Here is a 22,298-nt window from a genome sequence, read left to right as displayed (position 1 = left end):
AAATAAACTCAAAAAATTGCATGCATATACAGCGTGTAGTTTAAGAGAAAACATAGAAATAAAAGGTAATATAACAATGCAATTAACGACTTCTTATCGTGCCGTGATCAGCCTGATCAGTTTGGCAATATTCAGTAGCTCTGCTTATTCAGCAGTATCAATGGATAGAACACGTATTATTTTTGACGGTGGACAAAAATCAATTTCACTGAATATTTCAAATAATAATAAACAGCTGCCCTATTTGGCTCAAGGATGGATTGAAAATAAAGAAGGGCAGAAAATTCAATCGCCATTAGTTGTATTACCACCTGTGCAGCGTTTAGAACCAGGTAAATCAAGCCAAATAAAAATTGAAGCGTTACCTGCGATTAATTCATTACCACAAGATCGTGAATCTTTATTTTATTTTAATTTACGGGAAGTACCACCTAAAAGTAATAAGCCTAATACATTGCAAATAGCCCTACAAACACGAGTTAAATTATTTTATCGACCGAAAGCGATAATACCAGAACAAAATAATGCGCCGTGGCAAGAGAAATTAACCTTAGATAAACAAGGTGAGCGTTATATCGTGAAAAATCCAACGCCGTATTACGTCACGATTATTAATGCAACGACCAATGGTAAAGCCTCTGATGGAAAAGACTTTACACCTGTTATGGTGCCTCCGTTTGGACAAGATGATTTAGGCCTCAGCGTGAATCAACTCGGGAATAACCCTGTGCTGACTTATATCAATGATTATGGTGGCCGCCCTAATTTGACCTTCCGTTGTCAGGCGTCGAGTTGTCAGGTTGTACCAAATGATAAAAGCGAATAATTCAAATGAGTGCCTGACTAACGGGGCTCATACTGACTGGCAGTAAGGAGTGAGAATGAAAGGCTTACAGAGAAAAAACTTTTTTCGATACGGCTTATTAACCATAGCGTTGAGCTGTATGGCTTTACCGAGTCAGGCAGAGGACAGCAATCGCAGTATTTACCGTCCAGTTGATAACTGGAATGTTGATGGGCAGCATGGGATTGTTTATGTCAAAGGTTCATTAACTGAAAGTCCATGTCGTTTGGCTATGACTTCAAGCTATCAGTCGATAGACATGGGAAATATAGACATAGCGACTTTACAACATAATGGTAAGGGAGCACCGGTACCACTTCAGATTGAGTTAGTGGATTGCTTAGAAACCGCAACTCGACTTGAAAATGTCCAAACTGGAATGACGGCTTGGAGCTCATCTCAGCCAGCTGTGAAAATTCGATTTGTTGCGCCTTCGGTACCTTTTTACAACGATTTTGTTCGCGTAAGCGGTGTAAAAGGCTTGGGACTCGCGATTACGACACCAAGCGGAGTTTTATTACCCCTAGGGCAAGAAAGTGAACCTCAGTTATTGCCTTCAGGACAAAGTAAGCTGACTTATTATGTGACTCCTGTCCGAACGGGGCAGTTACAGCCGGGTGCATATTCAGCCTTAATTGCTTTTGAAATGCTGTATGACTAAGTAGGAATGCGACATGAATATAACAAAATGCCGCCTCCCTTCATGTCTAATGACTGGAAGTGCGAAAGGATTACTACTGGGAATATTGTGTTTATTTTCTAATTTCGTTATGGCGGAAATCTATACCCTGACCGTTAAAGTCACAGTAGTCGAAAAAACCTGTGATATCTATGGCAATTAAGGTCCTAATCAACCCATTACTGTCGAGATGGGCGACCTTATTATCAAAAATATTGATGGTAAACGATATAACACTGAGATCCCTTATATCTTAGAGTGTGAAAATTCAGCCGACAATCCCGCATTGAAATTGAAAATTAATGGAACGCAGATGGCAGGACAAGCAGCAAATGTGTTGAAGACATCAGTGGATAATTTGGGGTTAGCCTTAAAGGCGGATAGTAGCAATCTTAATATAGGCGCATGGCATAAGTTTAATTATAAAACTCGGCCTAGATTGAGCGTGACTCCAATTGCCAGTGGTACAGGAGGCATTAATGATGGAGAGATGACGGCCTCCGCCACTTTAAGTGTGGAGTATCAATAATGAGGCTAAAAACAATATTAAGGTTAAATGTTTTTGTATCAGTAAGTTTGCTATTACCGATGGCACATGCTGTTGACGTCAATTTCACGGCGAATTTAATTCAAAACCCACCGTGTGATGTGTCTGGGCCTGAAGGTATGAATCAACCCATCAAAGTCCCATTCGGTGAAGTTGGTATTACTAAAATTAACGGGGTTAATTATCAAAAAGACTTTACGCTAACGCTAAGTTGCGGTGCAGGATTAGGGCAGTCGGTCGCTTTATATCTAGAGTACCGAGGCATGGTAGCGCCTTTCGACGATAAGGCATTACAAGCCAGTGTACCAGGACTTGGGATCCGTTTATATCACGAGGGGCAGGTAATTCCACCGAATACGGGAACCCCAATAAAAATGTCGAGTAATGGCAGCGCTGATTTACCGTTATATGCGGTGCCTGTCAAAGATACTGACCCTTCAGTGACCTTGTTTGAAGGGGAGTTTACTGCAACGGCTAGCGTGGAGATGAATTATCCATGAATAGACTCAATGATAGGGTAATACGCTGGATATCAATAAGTGCAGGCCTATTACTTTGTAGTTGCTTGCCATTAACTGCTCAGGCGATGAACAGTAATGATATTCAGTACAGCGGAAAGTTGATTGCATTGCCATGCACAGTCGATCCTCTCTATGAAAATTTTGGGGTTGATTTTGGTGGCAATATTAATTCGAAGGATTTGCTGAATGGACAACGTCGTTATAGCAAGGAAGACATCCAATTTCATTTGACGGATTGTGATACTTCTTTGGGAAATAGTATTGCAGTGAAATTTAGCGGTGTTTCGACGACAGACAATGGATTATTGAATGTGGATGCGGGGAGTCAGGCAAGTGGGATAGCAATAGGCCTTGAAACTCCGAGTGGGGTAGCGCTGCCAATAAATAATACTCAAGTAGAGCCTGTAATATCGATAAAAAAAGGGGATATGACTATTCGGCTGCGAGCATATGTGCAGGCGGTGGAAGGCGCAACGATAGAAAGCATTCAACCGGGTTTTTTTATAGCGACGCTGACGTATAGCTTGGTATATGAATAGTGAAAATATTTCAATACGAGCTGAAAAATGGGCAATAGCTAGTAGTAACTTTTTTGGGTAAGACCTATATCGTTAGATTGAGTTCTAGGCTTAATTTGTTTTAAACCTCTAGAAGGGACTTGAGTATATATAACTGACCTTCCTTTCTTATTATATTGGTGTGTGTTGACGAGAATAATATGAAATCATTACTAAACTTAATTATACTAATTCCATTCTTTACATTCGGAGATAATTATGAATTAGAACTCAAGTATCCCTTGCCTGGCTCTAATTGGATTATGCCTGATAAAATAACTTGGATTTCAATTGAGAATATCCGTTCTCCAGGACAGCTTGGGCATAAGGCAACGTGTGGTTATACCAGTTCTATTGGTCCGAATTTTGTCCCTTGTAATACATGCACATTTAGCAGTCGTATCTCGTACAAAAGCATAAATGGGAAAGAAACAGTTAGATGGTCAGATAAAATTGAATTACCAAATTCCTGCCATAATTATAGCAGTGATAGTCTTATTCGTGCTCTCACTTTCAAGACTGCTTTTGCCGGTAGTTCTTATGGGTCTGAAGGCCAGTATGAAATGACGGCGGGCACAGTTGTTTGCGCACGACTATATGGAGTAGGTAACACAGGAAATGTAACTACTCCTTGGGATTTCGAAAACTATGGGACTCCACTTCATTATGTTTCAACATGCAAGTATATCAACGCTGCCCCTGTCCCTCCGGTTTGCGTAACTTCTGTACCAAATATTAACCATGGTGTTATTAGCCGTGAACTCGTGGCAGGACACGTCGCTACTGGACAGGGCAACATTAACTGTAATAAAAGTGCAGATGTGAGTATTTATGTTATGTACAATGATCCTGTATCGAAAACTGATGTAATGAAATCCCCCTCTGGCTCCCAACTTTCTCATACTCTTACTATATCCTTGGACGGAAAAGATTATGTAAATGCTATAGAGTCCACTATTGAGGGTGGGAATATCCCCATTTACATCTCTGATACATTAGGAACAGAAGCGGCGGTTGCAGGTGAATACCTAGGTAGTACGGTTATTGTATTTGATTATAGGTAGCAAAAATGGCTCCTCTGGTTTTTTTAAATTAATAAATTAGAGCTTTTTTGCTGAAGGTTAAATAGGAAAAAATAGTGGCAGATGCCACTATTGCGGAAATATAGATAACTAAAAACGATATATAATACCTAACATAATGTCATTTGTTTTTACTTTAATTTTCGATTTAGACTCAATGTAGCTTATATCAGATTTCCCTGCGTCTAAATAGCGATAGCTCAGATCTAATGCTAAGTTTTCATTGAAGGTATATTGTGTTCCGACTCCGAAACTCCATGCGAAATTAATCGCTGTTTTGGATTTTGAATATGAATCAACATCACTTACATCAGGGGAATAAGGTATTTCTGTATATTCGTATGTTGTTTTATGTTTTAAACTTGCAATTCCTAACCCTAGGCTAATATAAGGAGTGAATGCACTACTATTTCTGAAATCATAATAGGAATTGGCCATAAAGGTATTGAGGGTGATGTCATTCTTCGCATCATCGGGATCCCAATAGCCATGAGTTCCAGGTGTACCATAGGAGGATGTCGCTAGATTATAATGAGAAGAAGCTTTATCTCTCATTGTTATATCGAATTCAGTCCGAATAGGTAGGCTAAACATATCATAAAAATCATATCCAACCGAGATCCCACCACCAAATACTCCTTTGGTTTTGTTTCCACCATGATAAGTTTCATCTAATCCATCTTCTGATATCCATTTTTGGTCAGACAACTGGACGATTGAACTACCTAATTTACCCGTAATATAAACGCCATTGTTTGCATGTGCGATATGGCTAAATAATATCGCGGTGACAGCTAAGCCAAGTGTGCTTTTTGGTAACCCCATACTTATTCTTATACATTTACGAATGTCCCTTTATCATGAAGACGCTCTATTTTAAATTAGCATTATTTTTAACGAGGGCTAAACCTAACACAAATTTCATGATGGTTCTTTATACAAATGCTAAAAATTTAACGTGAGTTTGAAATAAATAACGATTAGGTTTTTTCGGAGGATATTTTAGCGAAAAATAAAAGAATAAATTTAGTTTGAATTGTGTTCTAACTCATCAATATAATCCTCATACCACTGCATTATTTCACTTCTCCCTTCCAAACCAAGAGAAACATCAGGGTAAACACCAATCGATAATTTTTTCTCTTTACCTGAGAAGCGATATTTCATTCGTCAGTAACGAGCGCCATTAGGTTTTGTCCACTTCCCATTAATTGAGACACACCAAACTAGAATTTTCTAACTGTTTACGATATACCTCCGGTGGGAGGTGATTTAAACTTTCATGGGTTCGGTTAAGGTTATAATCTTGTTGCCAAAACCACACCATTTCTCGAACTTGGCTTAATGATTTAAATAAATACGCATTTAAAAACTCACGGCGAAACGAGCCATTAAAACGTTCGATAAAGCCATTTTGTTGCGGTTTACCCGGTTGAATATGGCACAGTAAAACTTGGTTATTCTCACAATAATTCAATAGATTAACTGAGATTAATTCAGGACCATTATCGACTCGAATTTGTTTCGGCAATCCTCTTTCGGTTTTTAAACGCTCAAGCACTCTGATAACGCGCTCCGCGGGTAACGATGTATCAACCTCAATCGCCAAACATTCACGCGTTCCTTCATCAATAATATTGAGTGTTCTGAAGCGCTTACCACAATATAAACTATCATGTACAAAATCCAGCGCCCATTGAACATTCGAGATTTTTTCAATCACTAATGGTCTTTTTTCTCGTTTCGGAAGTATTTTTTTTACTCGCCGTTTCAGGTTTAGCCCCAAGCGGCAATAAACGCGATAAACTCTTTTATGATTAAAGGGATAACCTTGAAATCTTAGCCGAAAATAGCATTTCCAGAAACCTGACTGAGGTGATTTTGCTATAACAGTTTGTATGGCATCGATCACCACACTATCTTTTTTACGCCAATCTAACGGCTGACGATAAAACGAGGCTCGGGGTAATGATGTTAATTTACAAGCTTTACTGACTGATAAACCTGCCTCTTTTAATGATTGAGCACAGGACTTTTTCTCAGCCATTACCAACCCTTTTTTGCGAAAAGCTCCTTCATTGCATGATTTTCAAGGCTAACTTCTGCAAACATTTTTTTAGCTTGGTATTTTCGTCTTCAAGCTCTTTTAATCGTTTAACATCATTAGCTTCCATACCACCGTACTTTGATTTCCAGTTATAGTAAGTCGCGTTGCTGATCCCATTTTGACGGCAAATATCTTCGACTTTCATACCAGAGTCAGCGAGTTTTAAAATATTAACGATTTGAGTTTCAGTAAAACGGGCTTTTTTCATCATGACCTCTGTAATGGTTAGGGCAGAAAATCTAATTATAGCAGTCTTATTTTAGGGGAAGTGGACAGCATGAACACATTTATATTTAAAATCAAACGATTAAGTAAAGGCTTTGTTTTTAAAATTAGCGCGTGGGCTCTGATTGGTATGTTCGTACCGTTCTATTTGAAAAGGGATTGAGATAGGATGGGGGCCTTGAGATTACTGACTTGGCGAGGATTTATTGATTTTGCACTAAAGAATATAGATTTATTTTACGTTTTTTTGCATTCTATTTTGCATACTAATGCTCTTATTTTAGGCACGTTTAAACGGTATTTAAAGGAGAATTGGGCAGTGCTCAATCATCCGGTATAACAGTCAACTAGAATTGGAAACTGCTTTAGGAACTTTTTAGTAACTACCTCTCATGTTGTGCAAGATTTAAACAATTTACAGTGTTTGCAACTATGTATGGATGAAAATAGTTTCTAAGTTACAGAAGAGTTTTTTGTTCTTCAGTGGTTTTGTTGTAAATACCTTATTTATAATACAGTGAGCTAAATTCGTCCTAAATACTACCTGTGCTCTATAAGTGTTTTAATTTGTTCTACAGTAATCAATTTTCTTGAGTATCCCTTAAAATAACAATCGAAATTCAGTTTTGAGTATTTAGCGCTAAACAGGCCTGCTGTAGCCCATTGTCACAAGCCAATTGGAAGTAATAACGTGCGGCGTAGTGCGAGGTTTGCGCCACTTGGCCTTTTTGGATCAACCAACCTAAATTGTATTGAGCATAGGCATTATTTTGTTCCGCAGCACGCATAAACCATTTTTGCGCCAGCTCAATGGAAACGGGTACGCCATCACCTTGATAATAAATCAACCCTAAATTTAACTGGGCATCGTTATCCCCTAACTCAGCAGCTTGCGTAAAGTAGCTGAGTGCTTTTTCTTTGTCTACTTTGCCACCTTTACCTTGCCAATAAAACCAGCCCAAATTATTCAATGCATAAGCATTGCTTTGATCTGCGGCGGCTTGATACCACCTGATTGCTTCTGCCATGTTGGGTTGGCCGCTAGCGCCATTTTCATATAACCAACCCAACATATTTTGTGCAGAGGCATGCCCTTGTTCGGCAGCGGCTTGAAACCACTTGAGTGCTGATTGTGCAGATGATTGATTATACTGACTTTCTTCCATATACAACCATCCCAGTTGATGCTGTGCATCAGCTTCACCTTGTTCTGCGGCTAACGTTAGCCAATGTAAAGCTTCCGATCGCGATTGTTCGACACCTCTCCCTTTTTCATAAATCAATCCTAATTGGTATTGCGCTGGCAAACTGCCTTGTGTGGCGGCAGATTTAAACCAGTGAATGGCTTTTGGCCAAGATTGCTCCACACCCAATCCTGATTCATACAACGCAGCAAGGTAAAGTTGTGCATCAACATTGCCTTGTTCAGCAGCTTTTTGAAAGTGCTTCGCTGCCGATACATAATCAGGGGGGCTGGCTTGGTAATCACTCAGTCCCTCTTCAAAATGTTTAGTGGCATTGATGGCTTGTGTGGCAGATTGCTCTTTTGGTGCGGGCTGGTTATCGCAACCTGCCAGTAGTAAGGGGCTGATAAGTATAAGTGTCCCAACATGTCTTTTCATCATATCCTGCTGACCTTATTGTATTGGGGAGTTTTGAATATCGGCAATGCGCAATGTGTAAATTAACGAAGCGCCCGGTGGAACGGAGGGTGGGTAGCCTTCATCGCCATAGGCTAATTCAGGTGGCACCACAAAAGTAATTTCACCGTGGTTTTGTAAATGACGGATCGCTGATTGGAACAGTGGTGGATAGTTATCAAGCGGTAGGGTCAAGGATTTATTTTGCAGCTCCATATCACTGACGACGGTACCATCGAGTAACGATTCTTTGACTACAATGCTTATCACATCGTTGTCTTTAATTTTACCTTGTCCTAGATAATTAATTTTGTAGTCATAGCCCATCGGGTCTGATTTCACTTCTTTTTGTTTTTTCCACTCCGTTAAGAAACGTTTGGCCAATGCCAACTGCTGAGTTTTTTGCTCGCGTTTATTTTTTTCCATCGAAGCTTGTGAGGCAATGAGCGCTGCGTGTAGCTCGGTGGGGGAAAGTTGCATGCGTCCTTCGATGGCATCGGTGATCCCCGCTAGGTAAGCTTGTTTATCCAATGATTGCCCATAGGACTGATTATCTTGATGAAGAGTGAGTGCATCTTGACCGATGGCAATTCCCGCGGCATAAGCTTGGCGTAGCGAGTCATTTTTTTTCAGATCATCGGCGTTAAAAGTGATTAAGGCTGAATTTGCCTGAGAGGCTGCCTTATTTTTTTGAGTCAATAATTGCAGGTTATTGTTAAGACGCTGAACATCGGCTTGCAGTTGCTGAAGTTGTTCTCGATACTGTTGTTCACGTCGCTGGCTGGCGTACAGTTGTTGTTGCAATATTTTCAATTTGATTTGGGGTAATTGGATCCCCGTGGATGAAAAGACGTCTGGACTATTTTCTGTTTGCTGAGTTTTACGAGCTTCATATTCTTGTGCGAATTGAAGCAACCCCGGCAAACTATTCTGTTGAGGTTCACTGTGTGCGCTCGGAATAATGAAAAGAGCACTGAACAGACTGAATGAAAATATCCAATGACGTGAGGGCCACACCCGAAAGTACGCAGCCATAGGAGACTCCTTAAATAACAAAAAACAATCATTAAAAACAGAGTTAACTATCAAAATAAAAGGGATTAATTTATTTTCATTCAGTTTGCCTATGACATGGGAAAATAGGATCGAGTTAATAAAAACAGAAATAAACCCCGTGATACGTCACATCACAATACGGACTGGATTGTGGGAGTGTTTTCTGTTTTTATCCTTCCGAGCAATTAAATAAAGATTACAAATTTAATTTTCAATAATCAATCAGAATTTAGAACTGTGGGTTTTCAGTAGAATAATGCTGGAGGAAATTTTTGGGCTGCGGCATTAAATAAAGCATGATGCAGTCTATAGTGGATAATCTAAAAATGATTTTTTTTTACAAAAAAAGAAAGAGATACAAATGTTGAACTAAATAGATTTTTTTAAGTGTTTGATTGGATTGGTTTTTAATCTTTTTTTAGGAAACAAAATAATTTATTTTGTTGTATTTTATAATTAATCGATTAATAAATATGAATATTTATGATATTCGATATAATCAAAACTATATTACCATCCATTATTGATTAAGGCAGAATAAATCACTATCAATAAAATCCACTCAAATTAAGAACGGATCCCGCCAAGCCGCATCACTCCTAAATGGAGTAAAATTTGATACACTTAATATGAGTTAGTGGGGATGTAAATATAACCTGTGTGTTATAAAATGCGGTTTGATTTTGCAAAAAGTGTCGAGTAAATTAGTTAGCACAAAAGGGAACGAAATAAATTATTTTGTTGCGTTATTGGGTTGAAAAAGCAAACACAGCAGGAGTGTTAAAATGAACGACCTTTATTTCGATCTACGCTCTGAATCTGATATGAGAACCGTATTTACTAAAGCAGTTGGTCAAGAAATATATCGAATACGCCGTAGTAGGGGCATCACGGGAAGGGAATTAGCCAAGGAATTGAATGTTTCGCAACAGCAAGTTTCTCGTTATGAACGCGGGATATGCAATATTACGGTTGATACGTTGATTTTAATTTTGAATGTTTTGAATGTGTCGGTCGATGGTTTTTTTAAACAAGTGTATTTGAATATTTCTGATTTGCAAAAACAGATTGATGAAAGTTATCAGCGGGTCTTTCTTTCATTAAAAGTGAGTGATGAACAGGTGTTTAAATTTAATTAAACCAATAAATAAACTTTATTGTTCTCAATGTTTAAATTTGATTGTCTTTTATTTAAATAAAGACAATGTCTTCCTATTTGAATTTAAGGGGGATGTTTTCTTTATTTCAATATAGAGATAAGACACAACTTGAAAATAGATGATGTAATCATCCCTTTAATTAAACCACGTTATTTTTATTGCAGAGGCAAATATGAAAAAGATTATTTTAGCAACCCTGATTTCTGGCGTAATGAGTGCATCCGCATTTGCCGCTGACCAAGGCCACGGTAAAGTGACTTTCAAAGGCGAAATCATCGATGCACCATGCTCAATCAGTGCTGACTCGATTGATCAAACTGTTGAATTAGGTCAAATTGCCAATTCAATTCTGGCAAATGGTGGCGCATCTTCACCAAAACAATTCACTATTGAATTAGAAGACTGTGTGTTCCCGAATAATGCGGGTGTGCAATACAACGACAAAGTGCAAATCACGTTCAGCGGCGCAAGCGCAGGCTTTAACTCTAAGCTACTGGGTGTGACTGGCCTGAACCCAGATGAAGGCTTAGTGGGTAACGTCGGTATCCAAATCACGGATACACAAGGTGCTCCAATCGATATGGGCATCTCAACCACTCAGTCTCACCAACTGCAAGCAGGTAGCAACACCCTGCAATACAGTGCGTTTGTCCGTGGTGCGAATGTTGCCGTTGACGCTATCCCACTGGGTAAATTCGAAGGCGTCACTAACTTCACTTTAGCGTACAACTAATCTGGCGGTGAGGGGTAGCGGCGCTATTCCTCACGTTTTTTCCACCAATAGTCGAGGCGCTTTGTGAAAGGACGGCAAAAACATAATGCACTGCTGTGCGTGCTTTTCGGAATACTGGGCGCGAGCGCACCCGCTTTTTCTGCTCCTTCTCAAGGGTGGGGAAAGGTCTCGATGTATGGGGAAATCGTCGACACCGCCTGTGCAATCGAAACCGAGTCTCGTGATCAGACGATTGACATGGGCGTTATTCCTCTGAGCGTATTAAAGCAATTTGGTAAAGCTCCGCCAAAACCGTTCAACATTCAATTAGTCGATTGCCGTTGGGAACGTTATCCCAGCAGTAAAGGCGAATGGCAAACCTTTGATGTGACCTTTGATGGCCCCGCAAACGGCGATTTTTTTACGGTGACAGGTGAAGCTAAAGGGGTGCAATTAGCAATGCGTGATGACCAAGGAACACCGGTAATTGCAGGGAAACCGTTACCCAAACGCGACATTGTTCCCGGTGAAATGACCTTGAATTATGAATTGCAGCTGGTAACCAATAATCAGCGCTTACAAGCTGGATCTTATCAAACGCTTTTGCGTTTCAAAATTGATTATTACTGATTCTTTTGCGGTTTGGCGCTCATTTGCCTAGGGATATTTTTTTATGTCGCGTACTTATCACCAACCTTGTGCGGTCTACCTTGCTGTAATGACAGCACTCATGCCCTATTCGTCCCCGTTAATGGCGGCGGATGTGGTGCAATTCAACACTGAACTGTTGGATTTAAACGACAAAAAAAATATCGACTTAGGTCAATTTTCGCGTGCGGGTTACATCATGCCCGGCAGTTATCCGTTGAAAATTCAACTTAATCAGGAAACATTACCTGAACAAAAAGTGACATTTTACCCGTCAGCTACCGATGCTAATGAAAGTCAAGCCTGTTTAACGGGTGACATTGTTAGCCAGTTGGGGTTAAAAGACGAGGTGATCAAAGATCTGACATGGTGGCATGACGGCAGTTGTGTGGATTTGGCCAGTATTCCGGGCGCAGAGGCGCGCGGTGACTTGTCCACATCGACCCTATACCTTAGCGTACCACAAGCCTATTTAGAATATCGTACCGCTACATGGGATCCACCGTCACTATGGGATGAAGGGATCCCCGGTATCCTATTGGACTATAACGTTACCGCACGAACTAACCGTCCACACAAAAAAGGCCACAATACCTATGCCCTAAATGGTAATGGCGTGGTGGGAGCGAATGCGGGCGCATGGCGTTTACGTGCAGACTGGCAGAGTCGTTTAAACCATGCGACTGGCTCGGGTGATCCTGTCAATACGGATTTCCAGTGGAGCCGGTTCTATGCCTATCGCGCGATCCCACAAATGCGCGCCAAACTGACGTTGGGGGAAGATTATCTTAACTCTGACCTGTTTGATAGCTTCCGTTTTACGGGCGGTAGCTTGCGCTCCGATTTGAACATGTTACCGCCAAATTTACGTGGCTATGCACCAGAGATTTCAGGTGTGGCGACGACAAACGCTACGGTGATTGTTAGCCAGCAAGGCCGTATTTTATATCAAACACAAGTAGCGGCGGGTCCGTTCCGTATTCAAGACTTGAGTGATGCGACCAGCGGAAAACTGGATGTACGTGTGGAAGAGCAAGATGGCACGGTGCAAGAGTTCCAAGTGGATACCGCCACCATTCCATATCTGACCCGACCAGGGGCTGTGCGTTACAAACTGTCATTGGGTAAACCGTCCACCTTCGATCACCGTAGTAGTGGTGATGTGTTTGCCACGGGTGAGTTCTCGTGGGGGATTTCCAACGGGTGGTCACTGTTTGGCGGCAGCCTCAACAGCCAAGACTACAATGCTTTCGCGGCCGGTATTGGACGTGATTTACTGGCTTTCGGTGCGATTTCCTTTGATGTGACGCAGTCGATTGCTCGTTTGCCGGGTGAAGACCGCCTGAGTGGCGGCTCGTACCGTGTCAACTACTCAAAACGTTTTGATGATTACGATAGCCAAGTGCAGTTCGCGGGCTACCGCTTCTCTGAGCGTGACTTTATGAGCATGTCAGATTACCTGAATGCTAAAGAAAGTGGTGAGCGTCGCGGTGGCAGCAAGGAAATGTACACCATTTCGTTGAATAAAAACTTCCGTGATATCGGGCTATCAACGTATGTGAACTATAGCCATCAAACCTATTGGGATCGTCCAGATAGCGATCGCTACAACCTGATGCTCACCAAAACCATGGACTTTGGTTCAGTGAAAAATGTCAACGTGTCGTTGTCTGCGTATCGCAATGTGTATAACGAGACCCATGATGACGGCGCTTATTTGTCACTGTCAGTGCCGTGGGGCAACGGGGCAAATATCGGTTACTCGATTGCAAGCAATAACAATGACGTGACCAACCGTGCGACTTATTACGACCGCATTGATAGCCAAACGTCGTATCAATTCAGTGCGGGAAGTGCACGCCAAGGCGGTACGGGCAGTGCCTATATTACCCATCAAGGTAGCAATGCACGTTTAACGGCTAATGCAAGTTATACCCACAACGGTTACACCGCGTTTGGCCTTGGGGCACAAGGTGGTTTCACCTTTACCCCTGAAGGCATCGATATGCACCGAGTGTCCACAATGGGCGGAACACGTCTGTTGATTGATACCGACGGTATCAGCGATATCCCAGTGAAAGGACGCGGTGCAGTCGTGAACTCGAATGCCTTTGGTAAAGCAGTGGTGCCCGATGTGAACAGCTACTACCGCAATAAAGTCAAAATTGATTTGAATAAACTACCGGATAACGCCGAAGTCACCGATTCGGTGGTACAAGCGACCTTAACGGAAGGGGCGATTGGTTACCGTAAGTTCGAAGTATTGTCAGGGCGTAAGATGATGGTCGCCGTGCGTTTAGCGGATGGCTCTTTCCCTCCATTTGGTGCGCAAATTCGCAATGCACGTGGGCAAGATACGGGCATCATGAATGATAACGGTCAAGCGTATGTCAGTGGGATAAATCCGAATGAAATCATGGTGGTACAGTGGGTTGGTGAGGATCAGTGTCAATTACAGTTCCCTGCACAGTTTGACACGCTTAGTGCCAATTTATTATTGCAGTGCGAGCCGATAACCTCGCGCCCGCCATCATTTGACAAAGTGAAAGAATAATTAAGAGAGACAGCGAATGAAAATGAAAAGTCCAAAACGTTTATTGATGGCAACCGCATTGTTATCGGTCATGTATGCAAGCCAAGCGTGGTCAGCGATAGCGCTTGACCGCACCCGTGTGATTTTTAATGGCGAACAAAAAAGTGTATCGCTGACTATTACCAATAAAAATCCACAGTTGCCATACTTGGCGCAAGGGTGGATTGAGAATGATCAAAGCCAAAAAGTCTCGTCGCCATTTGTGGTATTGCCGCCCGTACAGCGTTTAGAGCCGGGAAAAACCAGTCAAGTGCGTATTGAAGCGCTACCGGATGTGGCAGCGTTACCGCAAGATCGTGAAAGTTTGTTCTATTTTAACTTGCGTGAAATTCCACCGAAAAGTGAAAAACCGAACGTATTACAGTTGGCGTTACAAAGCAAAATTAAATTATTTTATCGTCCATCTGGGATCGCACTTAGTGATACGGAAAAAATGAATCAACCGTGGCAAGAAAAACTGACGTTAACGAAACAAGGCGACCAGTATATTGCCAAAAATCCGACGCCATTTTACGTCACCATTATTGGTGCCGCAGCGACCGCCAATGCGCCTATTACTAAGCAATTTGATGCTGTGATGGTTGCGCCATTTGGAGAGCATGCTTTGGGCGTGTCTAGCGCTCAACTGGGCAGTTCACCGGTGTTGACCTATATCAACGACTACGGCGGGCGTTTGAAACTGCATTTTAAATGCCAGAGCAACCAATGTGCGGTTGTACCTGAGAAGAAATCATAAGGAGCCGCATGATGGCGATATCTGCAAACTGTCATCGATATTCCCGTTTTGGCTGGGTGAGTAGCTTATTGTGTCTTAGTCTGTGGAGTGGGTTGAGCCATGCTGCCGATCGCAATGCCACCCTTTATCGCCCTGATGGTAATTGGAATGTGGAAGGTGCGAGTGGTCAACTGTATGTATTTGGTTCGCTGACAGAAAGTCCGTGCCGAATTGCCATGGAATCGGTGTACCAATCAGTAGACATGGGCAATATTGAAACCGCGGATTTGAAGAAAGTAGGGCAAACGGGCAGGCCAGTACCATTCCATATTGAGTTGTTAGATTGTATTGAAACCCCTACGGCACTGCGTGATATTAAAACGGGCAGTGTGGCGTGGAGCAGTGAGCAACCGGGGGTCAAAATGCGTTTTTTAGCACCATCGGTGCCATTTTATCCTCAATTGGCGAGAGTGGTGGGTGTGCAAGGTCTCGGGTTGCAATTGAGTGATGAGGCTGGACGAGTGATCCCACTGGGCGAAAGTAGTGTTCCTCGTTTACTATCACCGGGACAAGATAGCTTAAGCTTTTTTATTACGCCAGTGCGGATTGCCAGCGAATTACAAGCAGGCGCTTACCGTGCCTTGATTTCTTTTGAGTTGATGTATGACTAACTTTATCACTCAGAAGGAGTGTTCACATGAATAAATATATACTCTTTTTTAGTTGCATGCTTTTTTTAAATATTGTTCAGCCATCATATACATATGCTAAAAATGGACAAATAGGTGAGGTTAGGGTTCGAGGTGAACTTATTGCTGAGCCATGTGTTATTCGCCCAGGAGATGAAGAGATAGAAGTCGACTTCGGCACTATAGTGGATAAATACTTGTATATTAATACCCGAAGTCATATTGAGTCTTATGTCATCCATTTGGAAGATTGCGATACCAGTATATTTAATACTGTTGATGTCACTTTTGTTGGAAATGAGAATCCAAATTTACCTGGTTTATTAGCTTTAGACAGCAATAGTGTGGCGACACGAGTTGGAATAGCGATATTAGATGAAAGTGAAAATATTATTGAAATTAATACTCCAACACCAGCCTATAAATTAAATAATGGGAATAATGAGTTGCGATTTAAGGCTTATGTTGAAGCTGAGTTAGATGCAATTAAATCTAAAAGTATTGGGTTAGGTGCATTTACTGCAACAGCAACGTTTAAGTTATTTTATGATTAATAGGACGTGTTCCCATGAAAATATTATTATTTTTTATTCTCTCTATTTTATCATGTCATTCTTACGCTTTCGTTTGTAAAACAAATGATGGCGTTGAAGTTATGGGAGGAACGCAAAATATTTATGATGTTCCTATCGACAGTGACATATTCGCTCAACCTGATCGTATCAATGAATTCGCAGATATTGATGAGTTTATGACATGCAGAAATGAGGCGCCTTTATCATATGTCGATTATTTAAGGTTGACAGGGGCAAGGGCAGGCACCAAATTTACTAACATTTCTGGACTAAAAACAGGAGTTGTTCTCAATGGTAACTATCTTTTAGCCCCATTTAGCGGGCAAGATTATCCTGTATTTGCATTACGAGTAGCAACCCAACCATTACCTATTAAATTATATTTACAAGTGAGTACAAAACCAACAAATGCAGTGTTGATTAGAAAAGGCGATCTGCTAATGACACTTTATCTGCATAAATATGCTACTTGGTCGATAGGTGGTGACCCATTTGATCATTATGACTTCGAATGGAATTTTTATGCAGCTGATGATGTTATTGTCGGAACAGGAACTTGTGACATTAATAATAACCAAATCATTGAAATAGATTTTGGGCAAATTAATCCATCGGGTATTTCGACAGTTGGAGCATCAAGCCGTTATCAAATTAATAAAGATTTAATTTATCATTGTGATGATAATAACCTTACGATGCCGATAAAAATGTATTTTACTGCTGAGCCTGCAGGGTTTTCAAATAATGCGATGCTAGTGAGGACTGGAAGCGCTTACGGTTCAGGTTCAGTAATGCCTGGGATGGGGGTGGAAATGTATCACGAAAATAAAGTGGTATCCCCGTTAAATGGCAATTTTATCTCTGAAATTAAAAATGGATATGGCCAAGATACAGTGACTTTCACCGTAGTGAAAAAAGAAAATATTATGCCTGGTGATTTAATTGAAGGAATGTTTAATGCATCAGGAACGATTGTGATGTCAACTCCTTAATAATAAATTTAGCTCTTGAACATTGTTTTTAGATGTAAGATGAGTCTTTTTCAACAAGAAATATTAATTAATACACTATAAAGGATTTTAAAAATTTGGCTCTAACTACTGCTTTACTCTCCATACTAAATATTTATTAATATAGGTTTTAGATAGCTTTATATAAAAATCGGGTGTCAGAATAATTTTGTCCCCATGTGGTATCGCACGTTTGTATCATTATAAAAGAGGTTCAATATGAAAATTAAATTAGCATCTATCGCTGCATTAATGTTAGCGGCTGGCGTTGCAAGTTCTGCAATGGCGGCAACAACAACAACAGTGACATTTAAAGCACAATTACAAAAAGGAACTTGTGATATCGCAACAAGCTCTGGCTCAATTGTTGACTTTGGTGTTTTCACCACTGAGAGCGTCACTCAAGGACCAACAACCGCGATTGCAAATAAAGATTTCAACTTAGTCTTAACCAACTGTGCTGGTGCTGAGACTCAGTCTGGCGCTTTAAGTTTATACGCAGATGGTCAAGCAAGTATCTTTAATCCAAATCTTTTTGCTAATACAGATGCAAAAACATTAGCGGTGGGAATTAAAACTAACCCTGCTACCGGTACAGCAGTTGAAATTAAACCAAACCAATTAATCAATGTTAACCAATCACTGGTGATGAGTACAGATGATGAAGGTGCAGTGACTGATGTTGACGGTAATGCGGTCAATTTATTACCAATGCAAGCAGACCTGTTCGCTCTGAATGGTTCTAACGATACCGATATCCTGAGTGTGCCGGTTATCTTTAGTGTTGCTTATAACTAATTAAAGTCGGGTGATTACAGTTTGTAATCACCCTCATAAAAGCCTATGAAAAATACACTGTCGTTAAAAATGTGGCTATTGTTCATTGTCACCAATTTTTTGTTATTAAATAGTTTCGCTTATTCCGCTGGCGTGGGTATTGATGCCACACGCATTATTTACCCACAAGGTGAAAAAAGTGTGTCTGTCACGTTAAGAAATAATGATGAAAAGACAAATTATCTCACGCAAATCGCGATAGCGAGTGAGCAATATCCTGACGCTTTTGAAGTGGCACCCCCTTTATTTCGTTTAGAAAAAATGAGCCGACAAGATGTACGTATTATGTTGGTCAATAATCAACTCCCTAAAGACAGAGAATCGGTTTTTTATTTTAAAGCCCGCATGGTACCCGCGAGAGATAAAAACAGTGAAGGGGTTATCATCGGTTTTGATAATATTATTAAATTATTTTATCGGCCGACTGATTTAAAACAAACCGCTAAGGAAGCACAGTCATCGCTAGTATTTAAAAATGTTGGTAATAAAACTGAGGTTATCAATCGTTCCCCTTATTACATCAGTCTATTTAACGTGACGCTGAATAATAAAGCGATGGTGATTAATTCAGAGAATAAAAATAACATGATAGCACCATTTTCAAGTATTAATTTTGACCTAAAAACGCCGACAGGGGCGATAGCAAAATGGACCGCAATTAATGATTTGGGAGGCTATGATGGCTATTCAACAGAAATTCAATAAATGTTTGTTAGGATTATTATTCCCCGCAGTTTTATTACCGAATATCAGTTTAGCCGATGAAAGTGCAACGATTTATTTTAGTGGCACGGTGGCCAATGCCACGTGTGAATTTTCTGCGGATAGCGATCAGGAAGTGATTTTTGATGAGCCGTTTAGTAGCAGTGTACTGAGTGCATTACAGCCGGGCGAAGAGAGTGATTATCGCAAGCCTTTTACGGTGGAATATAGCTGTGAAGGGATCTCAGAGGATACCGAATCCATCGATATTGTGATTACACCATTAAGCAGTACACACATAAAAAATAACGTGTTGTATGAAGATAGTGCGATCAATGTGGGTTTTTTATTGATGAACTGCGGTGATGATAATGGTGCGTGTGAGGAAGTGATCTTCTCGGGGGATGAGGCCACGGTCGAATCTGGGACGGGGGAGCACTATTTTGAAGTCGTTGCTGCAAAAATTGACAATCAAACCATAACCTCAGGTGATATTGATGCTGCCATTGAACTTTCACTGCAAATCCCTTAATAGGAAAAAATATGGAGTGATTTTTTCCTTCATATTGTGTTTTTTTCTGCCTATTCTCGTGAATGCAGATAACGACTCGATCCATTTTGAATTTACAGCATATGTTGATCAGGAGCCTTGTGAAATTATTGTTGAAGATCTTTATGATACGACGGATGAAATAGATTTTGGCATTGTTTCCATTCAGGACATTATTGATCAAACGCAGACAAGACAGTTTGAGATCATTTTGCAAGATTGTGAAGGTGACTTTTCAACCAGTTCTATTCAAATGACCTCGGGCAGCACCGTTGATGGTTCAAATGACTATGTATTTAATAGCGATCCCGATGCTTATTTTGGTGTCGCGATCATGGATGAAGATGAACAAGAATATTTTTCAGTCGGGGATATCGTCTTTGATCAGATTGAAGATGGCGATGAGCATATTATCTTAACCGCGGTATTAGCCTGTTATGATCGCGGACAAGGTTGCTTGAAAGATGAAGTGGGCGATTTTTCTGCGCATGTTACTTTTAGCTATTTTTCAGATTAAGGTGGTTATAATGAAAAATATAACGCTTACTGTTCTGTTATTTCTGACTTCCTTTCTAACTTATTCCGCAGGGCTCAGTTTAAATAAGACGCGCATTATTTTTAATGAAGGGGATAAATCGGCATCGATTACCTTTAAAAATAATGTCGATTCCCCTTTTCTGGTTCAAAATGAAATTTATAATGTGGATAATCAGAAAAGTGATTTTTTTGTGATTACACCATCTATTTTTAGGGTGGAAAAAAACTCGACCTTTATGATGCGTATTTTTCCTGCCTCATTAAATTTATTACCGAAAGATCGTGAAAGTGTCTTTTATTTTAGTTCAAGAGCAATCCCACCCAAAAGAAATGATGAAAAAAGCAGTGGGAAATTATCCATCGTCACCAATTTGGTGATTAAGCTGTATTATCGACCTGAAAATTTACCGATGACGGCGAAAGATTCGTATGAAAAAATCTCGGTCAATTATGCGAATAATACATTAACCGTCAATAATCCGACGCCTTATTATACCACCCTCGTGGATATGAAGGTGAATAATACGCGTAAAATAAAGAATAAAATGGTCGCGCCTTATTCCAATATTACGATCCCCGACATGGTGGGGCTGAATTCTTTTTCATGGCGAATAATGAATGATTATGGTGGTACCACCAAGCCCTTTATTTTTGAGAGTAAGGCTAAAAAATGAAAATAATTTCATTCATCGTATTACTATTAGGTTTATTAAACATTCATCAGGTTGCGGCAAAAAATACCAGCAGTGGTTTGCGTTTCCCGAGTGAAAGATTAGAGCGTGTTGATCTTTTCGGTATAAAAAGCAGACAGCAAATGGGGCTGTTATAATGGTTTCGCCAAAAATCAAAAAAACACCCCCCAAATGCCGAGACTTATGTTAACAGATGATAGCTGGAAGTTACTATCAAAAATCATGCACCTAACCGGACGTATTTATAACAAACCAGAACATAGAATGACCCTTGAAGGTATTTTATTCCGAATAAGAACAGGCATTCCATGGCGCGATTTACCTCGTCAATTTGGTGAATGGAATACGGTATTTAGACGTTTTAACCTTTGGTCAAAGAAAGGCGTGATGATGGAAATTTTCCAATTTCTATCTCGCTTCAATGATCCTCAGTGGCTATTTATTGATGCCAGTATCGTGAAAACGCATCAAGATGGAGCCAACGTTAAAGATGCTTCAAAGCAGGCTATAGGCAAAAGTCGAGGCGGCAACTCAACTAAAATACATTTAGCGGTAGATAGCAGTGGTCTTCCGGTTCATTTTGAGTTGTCAGGTGGGCAAGCCCATGATGTGAGTTATGCAGAAACATTGGTTACCTCTTCACCGGAAGCCGAAGTTGTTATTGCAGATAAAGGCTATGACTGTGAAGCCTTACGACAGTTGATAAAAAGCCGTCGGGGTCAGCATGTCATCCCAAGAAAAGGGAATAGTAAACAAGGGAATAAAGATATTGATTGGTGCTTATATCGATATCGTCATTTAGTTGAAAATGCCTTCCTAAAAATAAAGAAATATCGAGCGGTGGCGACTCGGTATGACAAATTAGCCCGAAATTATGAAAGTGTTGTTGCTTTAGCATTTTCAATCATGTGGCTCCCAATGTGGGTCGATTGAAATATGCACTACAAAGATAAACACGCTCTAGTTTTTCATCAAGAAAGCCGAGGGCTCTCATTTTTATTAAAGAATAACGATCACAATGCCTATCTCGTTCAAGCCGATATTGCTATTCCTGATGAGTCGACAGGGTTGAATGTAAAAAAGGAGAGCTCAATTCCTTTTATGATCACACCACCTTTATATCGGCTAGAGGCAAAGTCAGAATATAACTGGCAAATAAAAAAAATTGATAATTTAAAAAAATTGCCGCAAGACCGAGAGTCGGTATTTTTTATTCGCTTAAAAGCCATTCCTCCGAAAGGCACTAAAAATACCGTGAGCTTTAAAAAAATGGATGGTGATTTAACCTTATCGAAAGTTTTACATTATAAGTTTTATTATCGGCCAGAGGCAATTAAGAATCTTAAAATCGCCAAGGTGAAGGATAAATTAAAATTTACGCTTGCTGAGGGAAAACTGATTGTTAATAACCCGTCACCACTTTATTTAACCTTTGGGAAATTAGCGGTCGGTCAACATCAAATTGACAATATGCAACTGTTTAAATTCATTCCCCCTTTTGGTCAACAAAGCTATTCATTGCCGAAAGGGAATTATGCGAATGCCACGGTGAAATGGCGATTATTAAATGAATTTATGCTGGAAATGCCAGAGCAAACCCAAAAACTATAAAAAAAATCA

General features: G+C 40.4%; 25 protein-coding genes and 2 pseudogenes. 22 read left to right on the top strand and 5 right to left on the bottom strand.

What is annotated here, in order from left to right:
- The first annotated feature begins 76 nt into the window (after positions 1-76).
- The 6 genes from M1E96_RS18190 to M1E96_RS18165 all read left to right on the top strand — a co-directional run bounded on the left by M1E96_RS18190 (position 77) and on the right by M1E96_RS18165 (position 4,212).
- Positions 77-826 carry a fimbria/pilus periplasmic chaperone gene (locus M1E96_RS18190; protein ID WP_140182730.1) on the top strand — a complete coding sequence of 250 codons (750 nt, stop codon included), beginning with the start codon at positions 77-79 and terminating at the stop codon, positions 824-826.
- 55 nt (positions 827-881) lie between these two features.
- Positions 882-1,505: a fimbrial protein gene (locus M1E96_RS18185; RefSeq protein WP_319067141.1), complete on the top strand. Its 624-nt coding sequence runs from the start codon at positions 882-884 to the stop codon at positions 1,503-1,505.
- 196 nt (positions 1,506-1,701) lie between these two features.
- Positions 1,702-2,052: a fimbrial protein gene (locus M1E96_RS18180; protein ID WP_369427534.1), complete on the top strand. Its 351-nt coding sequence runs from the start codon at positions 1,702-1,704 to the stop codon at positions 2,050-2,052.
- Positions 2,052-2,570, top strand: coding sequence for a fimbrial protein (locus tag M1E96_RS18175; RefSeq protein ID WP_319067139.1), 519 nt, complete (start codon positions 2,052-2,054; stop codon positions 2,568-2,570). Before M1E96_RS18180 ends, M1E96_RS18175 begins: the two co-directional genes overlap by 1 nt.
- Positions 2,567-3,130 (top strand): fimbrial protein, encoded by a 564-nt coding sequence (locus M1E96_RS18170; protein WP_319067137.1) that lies wholly within the window; start codon positions 2,567-2,569, stop codon positions 3,128-3,130. The genes M1E96_RS18175 and M1E96_RS18170 overlap by 4 nt, the downstream gene beginning before the upstream one ends.
- A 179-nt stretch (positions 3,131-3,309) precedes the next feature.
- Positions 3,310-4,212 (top strand): hypothetical protein, encoded by a 903-nt coding sequence (locus M1E96_RS18165; protein ID WP_319067136.1) that lies wholly within the window; start codon positions 3,310-3,312, stop codon positions 4,210-4,212.
- A gap of 108 nt (positions 4,213-4,320) precedes the next feature.
- Here the strand turns inward: M1E96_RS18165 and M1E96_RS18160 are convergent, their stop codons facing one another.
- From M1E96_RS18160 to M1E96_RS18140, 5 genes and pseudogenes are all read right to left on the bottom strand, one after another.
- Positions 4,321-5,055: an outer membrane protein gene (locus tag M1E96_RS18160; RefSeq protein WP_369427270.1), complete on the bottom strand. Its 735-nt coding sequence runs from the start codon at positions 5,053-5,055 to the stop codon at positions 4,321-4,323.
- Positions 5,056-5,331: 276 nt separating this feature from the next.
- Positions 5,332-5,418: pseudogene (locus M1E96_RS18155) on the bottom strand (Arm DNA-binding domain-containing protein); the annotation flags it as partial.
- 19 nt (positions 5,419-5,437) lie between these two features.
- Positions 5,438-6,545: pseudogene (locus M1E96_RS18150) on the bottom strand (IS3 family transposase).
- Positions 6,546-7,182: 637 nt separating this feature from the next.
- Positions 7,183-8,187, bottom strand: coding sequence for an SEL1-like repeat protein (locus M1E96_RS18145; protein ID WP_319067134.1), 1,005 nt, complete (start codon positions 8,185-8,187; stop codon positions 7,183-7,185).
- A gap of 12 nt (positions 8,188-8,199) precedes the next feature.
- Positions 8,200-9,237 carry an FKBP-type peptidyl-prolyl cis-trans isomerase N-terminal domain-containing protein gene (locus M1E96_RS18140; RefSeq protein WP_319067133.1) on the bottom strand — a complete coding sequence of 346 codons (1,038 nt, stop codon included), beginning with the start codon at positions 9,235-9,237 and terminating at the stop codon, positions 8,200-8,202.
- A gap of 806 nt (positions 9,238-10,043) precedes the next feature.
- On the opposite strand from M1E96_RS18140, the gene M1E96_RS18135 reads away from it, so the two are divergent.
- The 16 genes from M1E96_RS18135 to M1E96_RS18060 all read left to right on the top strand — a co-directional run bounded on the left by M1E96_RS18135 (position 10,044) and on the right by M1E96_RS18060 (position 22,289).
- The gene (locus M1E96_RS18135; RefSeq protein ID WP_140183264.1) at positions 10,044-10,397 is read left to right on the top strand and encodes a helix-turn-helix domain-containing protein; all 354 of its coding nucleotides are present in this window, start codon (positions 10,044-10,046) and stop codon (positions 10,395-10,397) included.
- A 193-nt stretch (positions 10,398-10,590) separates the two neighbouring features.
- Entirely contained in the window at positions 10,591-11,151 is a 561-nt protein-coding gene (locus M1E96_RS18130; RefSeq protein WP_154598344.1) for a fimbrial protein, read from the top strand.
- A 63-nt stretch (positions 11,152-11,214) separates the two neighbouring features.
- Positions 11,215-11,760 carry a fimbrial protein gene (locus M1E96_RS18125; protein WP_180737880.1) on the top strand — a complete coding sequence of 182 codons (546 nt, stop codon included), beginning with the start codon at positions 11,215-11,217 and terminating at the stop codon, positions 11,758-11,760.
- Between the two features lie 88 nt (positions 11,761-11,848).
- Positions 11,849-14,332 carry an outer membrane usher protein gene (locus tag M1E96_RS18120; protein WP_319067363.1) on the top strand — a complete coding sequence of 828 codons (2,484 nt, stop codon included), beginning with the start codon at positions 11,849-11,851 and terminating at the stop codon, positions 14,330-14,332.
- A gap of 22 nt (positions 14,333-14,354) precedes the next feature.
- Complete coding sequence (locus M1E96_RS18115; protein ID WP_081335897.1) at positions 14,355-15,107, top strand: fimbria/pilus periplasmic chaperone; 753 nt, start codon at positions 14,355-14,357, stop codon at positions 15,105-15,107.
- 8 nt (positions 15,108-15,115) lie between these two features.
- A complete protein-coding gene (locus tag M1E96_RS18110; protein ID WP_154598346.1) occupies positions 15,116-15,757 on the top strand; it encodes a fimbrial protein in 642 nt (213 codons plus the stop codon).
- 26 nt (positions 15,758-15,783) lie between these two features.
- Positions 15,784-16,329, top strand: coding sequence for a fimbrial protein (locus M1E96_RS18105; RefSeq protein WP_140183233.1), 546 nt, complete (start codon positions 15,784-15,786; stop codon positions 16,327-16,329).
- Between the two features lie 14 nt (positions 16,330-16,343).
- Positions 16,344-17,342 carry a fimbrial protein gene (locus M1E96_RS18100; RefSeq protein WP_272581302.1) on the top strand — a complete coding sequence of 333 codons (999 nt, stop codon included), beginning with the start codon at positions 16,344-16,346 and terminating at the stop codon, positions 17,340-17,342.
- Between the two features lie 237 nt (positions 17,343-17,579).
- Entirely contained in the window at positions 17,580-18,158 is a 579-nt protein-coding gene (locus M1E96_RS18095) for a fimbrial protein (protein ID WP_319067130.1), read from the top strand.
- A gap of 45 nt (positions 18,159-18,203) precedes the next feature.
- Positions 18,204-18,902 carry a molecular chaperone gene (locus M1E96_RS18090; RefSeq protein WP_272581300.1) on the top strand — a complete coding sequence of 233 codons (699 nt, stop codon included), beginning with the start codon at positions 18,204-18,206 and terminating at the stop codon, positions 18,900-18,902.
- The gene (locus M1E96_RS18085; RefSeq protein WP_272581299.1) at positions 18,877-19,431 is read left to right on the top strand and encodes a fimbrial protein; all 555 of its coding nucleotides are present in this window, start codon (positions 18,877-18,879) and stop codon (positions 19,429-19,431) included. Before M1E96_RS18090 ends, M1E96_RS18085 begins: the two co-directional genes overlap by 26 nt.
- A 16-nt stretch (positions 19,432-19,447) precedes the next feature.
- Entirely contained in the window at positions 19,448-19,966 is a 519-nt protein-coding gene (locus M1E96_RS18080) for a fimbrial protein (protein ID WP_319067127.1), read from the top strand.
- Between the two features lie 10 nt (positions 19,967-19,976).
- Entirely contained in the window at positions 19,977-20,660 is a 684-nt protein-coding gene (locus M1E96_RS18075) for a molecular chaperone (protein WP_319067125.1), read from the top strand.
- Positions 20,657-20,815, top strand: coding sequence for a hypothetical protein (locus M1E96_RS18070; RefSeq protein WP_369427269.1), 159 nt, complete (start codon positions 20,657-20,659; stop codon positions 20,813-20,815). The genes M1E96_RS18075 and M1E96_RS18070 overlap by 4 nt, the downstream gene beginning before the upstream one ends.
- A 34-nt stretch (positions 20,816-20,849) precedes the next feature.
- Positions 20,850-21,611, top strand: a complete 762-nt coding sequence (locus tag M1E96_RS18065) for an IS5 family transposase (RefSeq protein ID WP_113532875.1) — start codon at positions 20,850-20,852, stop codon at positions 21,609-21,611.
- Positions 21,612-21,614: 3 nt separating this feature from the next.
- Complete coding sequence (locus tag M1E96_RS18060; RefSeq protein WP_369427268.1) at positions 21,615-22,289, top strand: molecular chaperone; 675 nt, start codon at positions 21,615-21,617, stop codon at positions 22,287-22,289.
- The last annotated feature ends 9 nt before the right edge of the window (positions 22,290-22,298 follow it).

Source organism: Providencia sp. PROV236 (assembly GCF_033676985.1).
GTDB classification, from domain to species: domain Bacteria; phylum Pseudomonadota; class Gammaproteobacteria; order Enterobacterales; family Enterobacteriaceae; genus Providencia; species Providencia manganoxydans.
Note: the sequence above shows the minus strand (reverse complement) of the source record. Positions and strands in the feature narration are given on the sequence as shown.